Raw genomic sequence first — 11,819 nt, 5'->3', positions numbered from 1 at the left:
AGCAGGCCCGCCCGTCGAGCGACGAGGTCGGTGACCCCGGTCCAGCCCCTCGCACCGGCAGCACCGCCTGGACGGCGACGGACGAGTCAGCCACCTCCAGCACGGGCGACACGGACCAGGAGCCGCGCACGGGCAGCACCGCCTGGACGGCGACGGACGAGTCAGCCACCTCCGGCACCGGCGACACGGACCAGGAGTCGCGCACGGGCAGCACCGCCTGGACGGCGACGGACGAGTCAGCCACCTCCGGCACCGGCGACACGGACCAGGAGTCGCGCACGGGCAGCACGGCGTGGACCGCCACCGAGGAGGCGCCGGGGCCGGCCGAGGAGTCCCAGCCGCTGCCACTGGTGGCTCCGGGTGCCGACGCGTCCACCTTCGAGATCGACGAGGTGGAGGCACTGCCGGACGAGGACGCCGTACTGGACCTGCACGAGGGCGCCTCCGGGTTCGTGCCGGTCGGCCGACCCCACGACCAGGAGCGCGGCGACCACCGCTGACGGGCCTGCACCCAGGGTCGCGGGCCGGGTCGTCCTACTCCGGGAGCGTGCGCAGCAGCTCGACGAGGGCCTTCTCGTCGGGGAGGTCGGGCCGCACCGTGACGCCCTCTCGGGCGTAGTAGAAGGCAGCGTCGACGAGCGACGGGGACACGTCCCGCAGGCGGGCGAACGCGACGGCATACGCCCCGAGCTGCAGGGCGCGGACGGCCGCGTCGCGGCCGCTGGGACGCGCGCCGGTCTTCCAGTCCACGACTGTCCAGCCGCCGTCGTCGCGCGGGAAGACGGCGTCGACCCGGCCCCGGACGGCGATGCCGTCGATCATCGTCTCGATGGACAGCTCGACCTCCTCGGGGATGCGGTCGGCCCACTCGCTCCCCAGGAAGCGCTCCTTCATCGCATCGAGGTCACCGTCGTCGGCCGCACCCTCGTCAGCGCTGCCGGGCAGCTCGAGCAGGTCGACGAAGGCGGCGCGGGAGTAGTGCTCCTCGATCCAGGCGTGGAAGGCGGTGCCCTGGCGCGCGGCCACGGCCGGCGGGCTCGGCATGGGACGCCGCAGCGCCATGGCGAAAGCCTCGGCGTCGCGCGCCAGCGACACCACCGCCGAGGCGGAGAGGTGGCGTGGGACGTCGACGACCGACTCGCCGCGAGACCGGCGTGCCGCCTGTTCGGCGAGGAGGATGCGGAGGTCGTCCACCCGCGAGTCGCCCTGCGGGACCGGCGGACCTGACTCGATGAGCTCGGCGACCCGTCGGTGGGCGTCGAGCAGCCCCGCCCGACGGGCGGCCATCGGGTCGTGCGGCCACTGACCTGAGAGGGGGACGGCCAGGTGCGGGTTGCTGGGCGCCGACGCCTTGCCCTTGTCGTCGACGACGGGATCCGGCGCCGCCACCCACGCGGTGCGGGTGACGGCCCGGGGCAGGGCGTCCTCGACCTCGACGAGGAAGCGCGACGGCACCGACAGGGTCTTCTTCGCGGCTCCCCACAGGTGCGTCGTCAGCAGCATGGCGGACCTGGCGCGGGTCAGGGCGACGTAGGCGAGGCGACGCTCCTCGGCAATGGCGTGGCGTCCGCCGTCGAGGACGAACGCGTCGATGGCCGCACTCAGCGCCTTGCGGTCCGGGACTCCTCGCCAGTCCAGGTGCGGCAGGCCGCCGCGGTCACCACGCAGGTCGTAGGGCAGCGAGTCGAGGCCGATGAGCCAGCCCTTGTCCTTGACCTCACCCGAGCAGGCGTAGTCGACGGGATCGCTGTCGAGGACCGGCGCCACGGCAGTCGCGTTGTGCGCCGGGAAGATGCCCTCGACCATGGTCGGCACGGCCACGACGTCCCACTCGAGCCCCTTGGCCGCGTGGACGGTGAGCACCTGCACGGCGTCGGCATCGGACTCCACGTGGCCGGCGTCGAGGCCCCGCTCCTGCTCGCGAGCTGCATCCAGCCAGCTGAGGAAGCCCGAGAGCGTCGGACGGTCGGCGGTCGTGGCGTAGCGCGCCGCGACGTCGGCGAAGGCGTCGAGGTGGACGCGGGCGGTCGAGGCGGTGTGCTCGGCCCGAGCCAGCACCTCGATGTCGAGCCCGATCGCCACCTCGGCCTCGGCGACGAGGTCGACCAGGGGCAGCGCCGTCAGGCGGCGCAACCGGCGAACGACCTCGGCGAGCTCGCGCAGGCGAACCAGCGCCTCGTCGCCGATGAAGGCACCGTCGCGGCTGGTCCACCCCGGACGGGGGAGGTCGTCGAGCGCCTCGACGAGCGTGGCCGTGTCGGCGCTGTCGGCGGCGAGGTCGGAGCCGCGGCCATCGCTCTCCGCCTCCCGCGCGGGCTGCTGGGCCTCGGGAGTCGCGGAAGCCCCGGAAGCCTCGGCGGCGTCGGGGCCGGCAGCGCCCACATGCTCCCCCGCCACCCCGGTCGCCTGCTGCGCACGCTCGTCGTGACGGTCGTCGGAGTCGGACGACCCGCGAGCAGGGCGCGAGTGCAGCTCGCGCGCCCACGCCCAGAGACCGGCAAGGTCGCCGGCCCCGAGGCGGACGACGGGACCGGTCAGCAGGCGCATCAGCTGGTCCCCGCGGGTGGGGTCCTGCACGACCCACAACGCCGCGACGAGGTCGCTGACCTCGGGCGTGACGAGCAGCCCACCGAGGCCGACGACCTCGACCGGGAGCTGGCGCCGGCGCAGCGCCTCGAGCACGAGCGGGAAGGTGGACCGGCGACGGCACAGCACGGCCGCGCTGCGGCCGGTCCGGCGCCCACTGGGGCTGAACCAGTGGGAGGCGATCCAGCCGGCGAGGTGCTCGGCCTCCTCCTCTGCGGTCTCGAGACGGGCCACCTGGATGGAGCCCTCGCCTGCGCCCGGCCGGGGACGGAGCGGCTGCACGTGCTCCGTCGCGAGCGGGGTGGCCACGGCGTTGGCGGCGTCGAGGATGAGGGAGTCGTTGCGCCAGCTCGTGGACAGCGGGAGGACGTCGGCGGGTCCGGCGCCGTCGGCGAACTCGCTCGGGAAGCGCAGCAGGGTGGTGGCGCTCGCGCCGCGCCACCCGTAGATGGACTGGTTGGGGTCACCGACAGCGGTCAGCGCGACACCCGGATGGTGGAAGAGCGAGCGCAAGAGCTCGAGCTGCGCCTCGGACGTGTCCTGGAACTCGTCGAGCAGCACCGCCCGGAAGCGCTCCCGCTCCATCTCCCCCACGGCCGGGACCGAGCCCGACAGGCGCGCCGCGATGGCCATCTGGTCGGCGAAGTCGAGTGACTCGCGCTCGCGCTTGAGGGCGAGGAACGCCTCGACGATCGGCAGCACGGTGCGCCGCTCGCGCAGCACCGCGATGGCCTCGCGGGCTGCCGTGAGGGACCCGCGCCCCTCACCGTCGGGCAGCGTGTCGAACCGGGCCAGGACCGTGTCGAGGTGCTCGATGACCTCGCCGGGCGTGCGCACGTGCTCGGCCATCTCGCCCGCGAGCGCCATGACGGCCTGGGTCACCGTCGCCTCGCTCTTGACGACGTCGTCCATGGGCCCGTCCCACCGCGAGACGGCCTCGGCGGCGAGCTGCCAGGCGCCGGCCTCGGTGAGGATGCGGAACTCCGGCTCGAGGCCCACCCGGAGGGCGTGCTCCCGCACCAGCCGGCCGGCATACGCGTGGTAGGTGGAGACGGTCGGTGTGCCGCCGAGGACCTCGGCGCCGCTGCCGTCGTCGGCGGCCGGCGCCCAGATGCCCGCCCGTTCGAGGCCGCGCAGGCGCTTGGCGATGCGCTGCGAGAGCTCGGCCGCGGCCTTGCGCGTGAAGGTGAGCCCGAGCACCTGGTCCGGGTCGACGAAGCCGTTGGCCACCAGCCACACGACTCGCGCCGCCATGGTCTCGGTCTTGCCGGACCCGGCACCCGCGACGACGAGCAACGGCCGGGCGCCTGCCTCGATGACGGCCGCCTGCTCGTCGGTGGGCGGCGGCATCTCCAGCGCCCGGGCGATGTCGAGCGCGCTGTGCCGGGCGCCCGACGTCCCCTCGGTGTCGTCGAGGGTGCGGAGGTCGGTGTCGACGGACGTCACAGGGCGTCGCCTTCCGGCTGGACGGGACACGAGGAGCGGACCGGGCACGTCTCACAGGCCTTGCCCTGGGACGCGCGGAACTCGGCGGCGCCCATCCCCTCGGCGGTCTCCTCGACGAGGGCGCGTGCCCACGTGGGGTCGGCGCTGCCGGCGAGGGGGTCCTGCGTCAGGACGCTGGGCTTGAGACCGGACAGCCCTCCCTTGCCGATGAAGACGAGGGCAGCGCCGGCGCTCCGGTCACCGAGCTGCTCGAAACCGCCCTCCTCGACCGCGACCTGGTAAGCGCCGAGCTGGCCGTGCTCGGCGAGCTCGGCCCGGGTGGGCTTGGACTTGCCGGTCTTGAGGTCGACGATGCGCACGTGCCCCTCGGCGTTGCGCTCGATACGGTCGACCCGCCCCGCGACCACGGCGCGGCCGACGGTGACGCGGAAGTCGGTCTCGATCCCGACGCGCTCCCAGTCCCGCTCTGCGGCGTCGCGGTATGCCGTGAAGCGGGCCACCATCTCGTGTGCCTCCTTGCGCGTGCGCTCGGTCACCCACCCGGGCTTGAGCCCGAGGCGTCCCCAGCGCGCGTCGACCTCCTGCTGCAGGGTCTCGAGCGACGCGTCGGGCAGCTCGGCGACGATGTCGTGGACGAACGTGCCGACGGAGGCAGCCCCGAGCGAGACCCCCTCACCGCCCACCGAGGTGAGGAACCAGCGCATCCCGCACTCGGCGAAGTAGGTGACCTTCGACGGGGACACCGGAACCGGCTCGTCGGGCCGGCGCACCGCCCGCTCGCTGGTGACCGACCGCAGGGCCCACCACGACCGCGGGTCGGCGCCGCGCACACCCTCTCTGGCGGCTGCGGCGAGCAGCATGAGGGCCGGCTCGGCGACGCCCGGGTCGGGGCTGACCGCCTCGCGGCGCAGCTCGCCCACGAGTCCGGGCAGCGTCATGGTGCGCGCGACCTCGGTGTAGGGCCGCACCTCGTCGGCGAGGCGGGTGGAGGCCGGTGGGTCGACGAGGTCGAGGTAGACGGACGGCTGCTCGTCCTCGTTGCTCACGGCGGTCACCAGCAGGCGCTCGGTGGCCCGGGTGACGGCCACGAGGAAGAGCCGGGTCTCGTCGTAGCGCACCGCCGCCTGGGCTGCACGGAAACCGAGGGGGCGCTGGGCGACGACGTCGACGAGGTCTTCCGAGCCGAGGACCGAGCCGCGCAGGCGCAGGTCGGGCCAGGCACCCTCCTGGACCCCGGCCACGACGACGATGCGCCACTGGCGCCCGGCCGCGGTCTGCGGCGTCAGAAGGGCGACCCGACCGCCCGACTGGCCGCCGACGAGCAGGGTGTCGCCCGGGACGTCCTGGCCCTGGATGTGCTCGAGGAACTTGTCGGGGCCGGCCGTCGGCAGGCGGTCGACGAACGCTCCTGCGGCGTCGAAGAGCGCGAGCACGGCATCGAGGTCGCGGTCGGCCCGCTCACCCGACGTGCCACCGGAGAGGGCCTGCCGACGCCACGTCTCGGCCAGGCCGAGCCCCTGCCAGATCGCCCAGAGCACCGACTCGGCCGTGACGCCGGGCGCCCAGCGGCCGTCGTCCCCGACCTCGGCGGCGGCGGCACCCGCCGCCAGCGCGGTCGCGATGCGGGCACCGGGCCTCGAACCGAGCAGGGCCGCGCGTGCCGGCGCCTGGATCAGCTCGCCGAGCAGCTCGTCGCTGGAGCGGCCGCCACCCGAGGCCAGCTCCTCCTGGCGCAGCAGCCGGCGCAGCCGCCTCAGGCCCACGGTGTCGGAGCCTCCCACCGGGGACAGGAGCAGGTCGGACGCGCGGACCGGGTCGATGACGTGACCCTCGCCGCGGTGCTCGGCCCGGGCGGTGGCGACGCTCTCCTCGAGGAGGTGCAGGAGCGGACGGACCGCACTCTCCTCACGAACGGGGGTCTCGGCCGTGCCCGCCTCGACCGGCACACCGGCGTGGCCGAGCAGTCGTCGCATGCCGTCGGCGCGGGCGGAACCCCGGACGATGACGGCCATGTCGCTCCACGGCACGCCCTGGACGAGGTGTGCACGACGCAGCAGCGCTGCGATGTGAGCCGTCTCCTGTGCGGCCGACCGCAGCAGGGCCACCTCGGCGGTGCCGCGGGTGGCTTCGACGGCAGGGCTCATGCGCCGCTGCTCTCCCCCACCGAGGGCACCGATGCGTCGCGAGACGCGGTCTGCCACCTCCACCAGGTCGGACTTCAGGCGGTGGCTCCGGTCGAGGACGACGGTCTCGATCGTGGCCTCGCCACCGAGGTCGTCGATCAGGTCGAAGAGTCCGCCGACGAAGCGCGGGTCGCGACCGGACCCCGCCAGGTCGCGCCAGCCGTCGGCGAGGAACCGCGGGTCGGCGCCGCGGAAGGTCTGCACCGCCACGTCGGGATCGCCGATGAGCACGATGCGCGGCCCTCCGGGCCTGGCGACGACCCGCAGGAGCCGGGCGGCGGCAGACGTCAGCTCCTGCGCCTCGTCGACGACCACGAGCCGGATCCGCTCGTGCAGCCGGTCGAGGGCGGACGGGTCGTCGTCGAGGAGCTCGGCCACGGCCGTGAGCACCCAGGCGGGGTCGTAGGAGCCGTGCCGGCTGAGCGAGGTGACCTCGTCGTACTCGCGCAGCACCTGAGCAGCCGCGGCCCACTCCGGTCGGTCGTGCTCGACCGCAAGGGTCGCGAGGTCGTCGGGCGTCTGTCCCAGCTCGACCGCGCGCATCAGCAGGTCGCGCAGCTCGTTGCGAAAGCCGCGGGTGCCGAGGGCCTCACGCAGCTGTTCGGGCCACGCGGGGCCGGGGACGTCGCCGGAGGCGTGCCCGGCCAGCAGGTCCCGCAGGATGACGTCCTGCTCCGGACCGTTGAGCAGCCGGGGTGGGGGCTCGCCGCGGAGTGCCGCCTCGGCGCGCAGCACGCCGAAACCGAACGCCTGCCAGGTGCGGGCCAGGGACTCCGTGGACGTGCCCCCGAGTCGCGCCGTGACCTGCTGGCGCAGCTCGGCTGCTGCCCGTCGGCTCGACGTCAGGACCAGGCACGAGTCGGCGCGCAGGCCGCGCCGAAGCACGGCGTCGGCGACGAGCTCGACCGCGAGGGTGGACTTGCCGGAGCCCGGTCCACCGAGCACTCGGAGGATGCGGGCCGAGGAGTCGAGGGCCGCCTGCTGGCGCTCGTCGAGCCGCACCTGCACCTCGGCAGGGGCGGGGGCTCGGCGCAGGATGACCACGGCGGAGATTCCATCACGCGCCCCTGACAGCGCTCGGTCGGAGGTCCTCGTACGATGCGAGTGGCGCGGGTGGTTCGCAGCCGGAACGCCAGGACCCGTTGACCACATCGCACACCCGAGGGCGGCGCATGTCACCAGAGAAGGGCGTCGGGCCCACCCCGTGGAGCCGTCTGCTCACGTGGGCCTGGCCGAGCCACCCGCTGCGGTGGCGCGACGTGCCGGTACGGCTGCGCCCGACGCTGGCCACGGTGTTCCGGCTCACGACCGCGGCCGTCACGGCATACGTGCTCTCCCAGTTCGTCACGGGCGGCACGCTCGACCTGACCGGGCCGCTGACCGCACTGCTCGTCGTGCAGGCCTCCGCCTTCTCGACCATCAAGATGGGCGCTGTGCGGGTGGGGGCGGTCCTCGCCGGCATCCTCGTCGCCACGCTGCTGTCGACGTGGATCGGCCTGACGTGGTGGAGCCTGGCCGCGGCCATCGCCGCCTCGCTCCTGCTGGCGAAGGTGCTGCGCCTCGGTGAGCAGGCCCTCGAGACGCCGATCAGCGCCATGCTCATCCTCGGCGTCAGCAACCACGACGTGGCGGCCGAGACGCGGATCGTCAACACCCTCATCGGGGCCGCCGTCGGCGTCGCCTTCAGCGTGCTCTACCCACCCGCCATGCCGACGGGCGCGGCCAGACGGTCGCTCCTGCGCGTCGTGGAGGTCGGCGCATCGGCTCTCGGCGTCGCCGCTGAGGCCTTCAGGGCCGGACCGGTCAGTCGGGAGCAGGTCGGCGACTGGGTCGGCCTGGTCCGGTCGCGTGCGGGCGAGGTCGCCCGCGCCGGCGAGATGATCGGCCACCTGAAGGACAGCCGCCGCTTCAACCCGCGCGCGCTGGGCACGGTCGACGTCGAGCCGGTGCTCGCGTCGGCGCTCGACAACCTCGAGCACTGCCTGCTCGCCATCCGCGCCCTCTTCACCCTGCTGCGCGCCGAGCTCCCGCCCGAGGGCGCGCGGGAGGACCCCTACGGCGACGAGCTGCGCACGGCGTTCGCGGTGGTCCTGGAGGACAGCGCCGACTGCCTGCGCGCGTTCGGCGGCCTCGTCGTCGCGGAGTCCGAGGGCCGCGAGGAGGACGCCGAGACGGCCCTGGCGCAGAGCCTCGACATCCTTCGGGAGACCCAGGCCATCCTGACCGAGCTCATCCTCGTGCGCGCCCGCGAGGACACCTCGTCGTGGCTGCTGCGCGGCTCGATCCTGGCCGCGGTCGAGCAGGTGCTCGCGCAGCTCGACCTCGAGAACCGCGCGCGGTTGCACCGACAGTGGAAGGAGCAGCAGCAGGGCCGACCGCTCGCCCAGCTGCCCAGGCTCGTCCACGACGTGCTGCCGCACCCCGACCGGCCCTACCCACGCGGGCTGGAGCCGCTTCGCGGTCGTGGCCGTCGCCGCCGTGACCGCACCACCGACGTCACGCACTCCGGCGGCCGGGACTAGGTGGAGGCGACGACCTCGACCTCGAAGCCCTCACGGCTCTCGAGGTAGGCGGCGTAGTGCTGCGGGCCGCCGGCATACGGGTGCCGCTCGGCGAACATCAGCGCCCAGCCGGCCTCGGTGCAGTCGTCGACGAGGGCGTCGACCTCCGCACGTGAGCCCCCGTAAAAGGCAAGGTGGTTCAGGCCGGCGCGCCGACGTTCGTGCCGGCCGGCGAGCACGTCCGGACCCGCCTCGAGGACGATGTAGAGCGAGCCGAGCTCCCAGGCCTGGCCGTGCCCCCAGTCGTCACCGAGGTGGAAGCCGAGCCGGCCGAGCAACCACCCCCACTCGCGCCCGGCTGCCCCGATGTCGTCGACCCAGATCTCGACGTGGTGCAGCGCCCCCCGCGCCCCGGCGCCTCCGCCGGTGCCGGCACCCGAAGACGCTCCCCCGAAGTCCCACCTGGCCCTCGCCATGTCGGCGCGCCCTCCGTCGAGGAGCCCGCCTGTCAGGGGCGTCCCCTCGGCGCGCCAGTGCTCGAGCGCCTCGTTCTCGAGCCCCTGCGGTGGGCGCCCGTCCGAGCGGATGACGCGCCACCACGGCACGTCGGAGCCGTAGCGGCTCATCACGGTCCCGACCGTCCGCGGCCCCATCCCGCCGAGGCGTTTGGCGATGTCGCCGTATGCGAGCACGCGGCCCTCCGGGATCGTGGCCACGAGGTCGAGCACCCGGTCGGCGTGGTCCTCCAGCGGCACGGGCGTCCTCTCAGTACTCGGGTTGGCTCGGGTCGATCTCCCGGAGGTAGGCGAGTATGCCGCCCTCGACGTTCGCGACGTCCGTGAGCCCCGCGCGGAGAGCGAGTCGCGTCGCCTCGGCCGAGCGCGCACCCACCTTGCAGTGGATGAGCACTCTTCTGTCCGAGGGCAGCTCGTCGAACGCCTCGCCCGACCGGAAGAGGTCCAGGTGGATGGGGACGGCACCCGGGATCGAGGCGATGGCACGCTCCTCGGTGCCCCGGACGTCGACGAGGAGCGGCGGCTGCGGGCCGGACAGCTCGGCGGCCATCTCGAGCACCGTCACCGTCGGGAGCTCGCCCTCGTCGAGCGTCGCTGCGCCGGGCACGCCGCAGAACTCGACGTAGTCGACCAGCTCGGTGACCGTCGGGTTGGGCCCGCACACCGGGCAGTCCGGGTCGGCCCGCACCGTCAGGGTGTCCCAGGTCTGGCGCAGCGCGTCGTGGACGATGAGCCGGCCCACGAGGGGCTCGCCGATGCCGAGCAGCAGCTTGATCGCCTCGGTCGACTGGACGGACCCGATGGCCGCGCACAGCACCCCGAGGACGCCGCCCTCCGCGCAGCTGGGCACCGAGCCCGGGGGCGGCGGGTCCGGGAAGACGCAGCGGTAGCAGGGTCCCCGACCCGCCCACCACACCGAGACCTGCCCGTCGAAACGCAGGATCGAGCCCCAGACGTGCGGCTTGCCGAGCAGGACGCAGGCGTCGTTGACGAGGTAGCGCGTAGGGAAGTTGTCGGTGCCGTCCACGACGAGGTCGTAGCCGGCAATGACCTCGAGGGCGTTGGACGAGTCCAGTGCGACGTCGTGGCGCACCACCGTCACGTGCGGGTTGACCCGGTGCACCGCCGCCTCCGCGGACTCGGTCTTGGGCCGGCCGATGTCGGCGTCGGAGTGGATCACCTGCCGGTGCAGGTTGGTGAGGTCGACGACGTCGGCGTCGACGACACCGATGGTGCCGACCCCCGCGGCGGCCAGGTAGAGCAGTGCAGGCGAGCCGAGGCCGCCGGCACCCACGACGAGGACCCGCGCCGCGGCCAGCCGCTCCTGACCGTCCCGGCCGACGTCCGGCAGCAGCACGTGGCGCGCGTACCTCGTCGTCTCGGCGTTGCTCAGCGCTCGACCGGTCCTGACCAGCGGCTCCGTCGACATGTCCTCACCGTACTGCTCGGTATGGTGAGAGGGACACGGTCGTTCGCAGGGACGGACGGCGCCCCTGACGAGCAGCGCGGCCCACGCGCGAAGAGGACCCGCATGGCAGACGAGACCACCCCGCCGGGCCGCGGCCAGCGGCTGCCCCGATCCGAGCGCCGCGCGCAGCTGCTCGACGCAGCCCTGGGCGTCTTCGTGGAGAACGGCTACCACGCCGCGGCGATGGACGACATCGCAGCCCGAGCCGGGGTCTCGAAACCGGTTCTCTACCAGCACTTCCCCGGCAAGCTCGAGCTCTACCTCGCGCTCATCGACCAGCACACCGGCGAGCTCGAGCAGCTCGTGCGCGACGCGTTGGCCCTCTCCGACAACAAGGCGCGCATCAACACGATGACGCGCGCCTACTTCGACTTCGTCGGGCAGGAGGGCGCGGCCTTCCGGCTCATCTTCGAGTCCGACCTGGCCAACGAGCCGGAGGTGCGCCGGCGGCTCGACCAGATCGACCTCACGTGCGCCGAGGCGATGGCCGAGATCATCCGCAGCGAGACGTCCATGGACCAGGAGGAGGCCGTGCTCGTCGGCGTCGCCTTCGTGGGGCTGGCCCAGACGTCGGCCCGGCACTGGCTGACGCACGAGGCGACCCTCTCCAAGGAGACCGCCGTGCGCATCACCGCCGCCCTGATCCGGCGCGGCTTCGGGGCCTTCCCGCTCGTGGGGCGCGCCGACGGGGGCGCCGACGCCGGCAAGGAGGGCAGGGGCGGTGAGAGAGGGGGCGAGGGCGCGGCTCGGGAATCCGCGACCACGCCCGCTGGTTAGGGTGAGGACAGGGCGCGGTCGACCGCGTCAGCCCACAAACGCAGACATCTGAGAAAGCAGGTTTGACGTGGAGGTCCGCATCGGAGTGCAGCACGTGGCACGCGAGATCACCTTCGAGACGACGCAGTCGACCGCGGAGATCTACGCCGCCGTCAAGGCGGCACTCGGGGGCGACGTCCTCGAGCTGACGGACGACAAGGGCGGCCGCATCATCGTCCCCTCCGCCTCGATCGGCTACGTGACGACGGGCGCAGAGCGCAAGGCGGGTGTCGGCTTCGGCGCCCACTGACGGCATACCAAAGCGACACTGGCGCAAGGGTTTCCCGGCAGCGCCGGACGACGA

7 protein-coding genes and 1 pseudogene are annotated in these 11,819 nt (G+C 73.7%); 4 read left to right on the top strand and 4 right to left on the bottom strand.

Annotated features, from left to right (window positions below):
• Window positions 1-500, top strand: a pseudogene (locus ABD194_RS13020) (phosphotransferase); the annotation flags it as partial.
• 34 nt (window positions 501-534) lie between these two features.
• Here the strand turns inward: ABD194_RS13020 and ABD194_RS13015 are convergent.
• Window positions 535-3,936, bottom strand: a complete 3,402-nt coding sequence (locus tag ABD194_RS13015) for an ATP-dependent helicase (RefSeq protein WP_425580013.1) — start codon at window positions 3,934-3,936, stop codon at window positions 535-537.
• 92 nt (window positions 3,937-4,028) lie between these two features.
• Window positions 4,029-7,259, bottom strand: coding sequence for an ATP-dependent helicase (locus tag ABD194_RS13010; protein WP_343991974.1), 3,231 nt, complete (start codon window positions 7,257-7,259; stop codon window positions 4,029-4,031).
• Between the two features lie 128 nt (window positions 7,260-7,387).
• Here ABD194_RS13010 and ABD194_RS13005 point away from each other — a divergent pair, with 128 nt between their 5' ends.
• The gene (locus ABD194_RS13005; protein WP_343991972.1) at window positions 7,388-8,737 is read left to right on the top strand and encodes an FUSC family protein; all 1,350 of its coding nucleotides are present in this window, start codon (window positions 7,388-7,390) and stop codon (window positions 8,735-8,737) included.
• On the opposite strand, the gene ABD194_RS13000 is transcribed toward ABD194_RS13005, so the two are convergent.
• Window positions 8,734-9,471: an MGMT family protein gene (locus ABD194_RS13000; RefSeq protein ID WP_343991970.1), complete on the bottom strand. Its 738-nt coding sequence runs from the start codon at window positions 9,469-9,471 to the stop codon at window positions 8,734-8,736. The genes ABD194_RS13005 and ABD194_RS13000 overlap by 4 nt on opposite strands.
• 10 nt (window positions 9,472-9,481) lie before the next feature.
• Window positions 9,482-10,660, bottom strand: coding sequence for a molybdopterin-synthase adenylyltransferase MoeB (moeB, locus tag ABD194_RS12995; protein WP_343991968.1), 1,179 nt, complete (start codon window positions 10,658-10,660; stop codon window positions 9,482-9,484).
• Window positions 10,661-10,762: 102 nt separating this feature from the next.
• Between moeB and ABD194_RS12990 the strand changes: the two genes are divergently transcribed.
• Both ABD194_RS12990 and ABD194_RS12985 read left to right on the top strand, forming a co-directional pair.
• Window positions 10,763-11,476, top strand: a complete 714-nt coding sequence (locus ABD194_RS12990) for a TetR/AcrR family transcriptional regulator (RefSeq protein WP_343991966.1) — start codon at window positions 10,763-10,765, stop codon at window positions 11,474-11,476.
• Between the two features lie 67 nt (window positions 11,477-11,543).
• Window positions 11,544-11,765: a DUF3107 domain-containing protein gene (locus tag ABD194_RS12985; RefSeq protein WP_343991964.1), complete on the top strand. Its 222-nt coding sequence runs from the start codon at window positions 11,544-11,546 to the stop codon at window positions 11,763-11,765.
• Window positions 11,766-11,819 lie beyond the last annotated feature (54 nt).

It is taken from the genome of Terrabacter terrae (genome assembly GCF_039529575.1).
GTDB lineage: Bacteria > Actinomycetota > Actinomycetes > Actinomycetales > Dermatophilaceae > Terrabacter > Terrabacter terrae.
Note: the sequence above shows the minus strand (reverse complement) of the source record. Positions and strands in the feature narration are given on the sequence as shown.

Coding starts and splice junctions, on each gene's coding strand:
- ABD194_RS13015 (WP_425580013.1), bottom strand. CDS start 3,936: ATGCCGCCGCCCACCGACGAGCAGGCGGCCGTCATCGAGGCAGGCGCC.
- moeB (WP_343991968.1), bottom strand. CDS start 10,660: ATGTCGACGGAGCCGCTGGTCAGGACCGGTCGAGCGCTGAGCAACGCC.
- ABD194_RS13005 (WP_343991972.1), top strand. CDS start 7,388: ATGTCACCAGAGAAGGGCGTCGGGCCCACCCCGTGGAGCCGTCTGCTC.
- ABD194_RS12990 (WP_343991966.1), top strand. CDS start 10,763: ATGGCAGACGAGACCACCCCGCCGGGCCGCGGCCAGCGGCTGCCCCGA.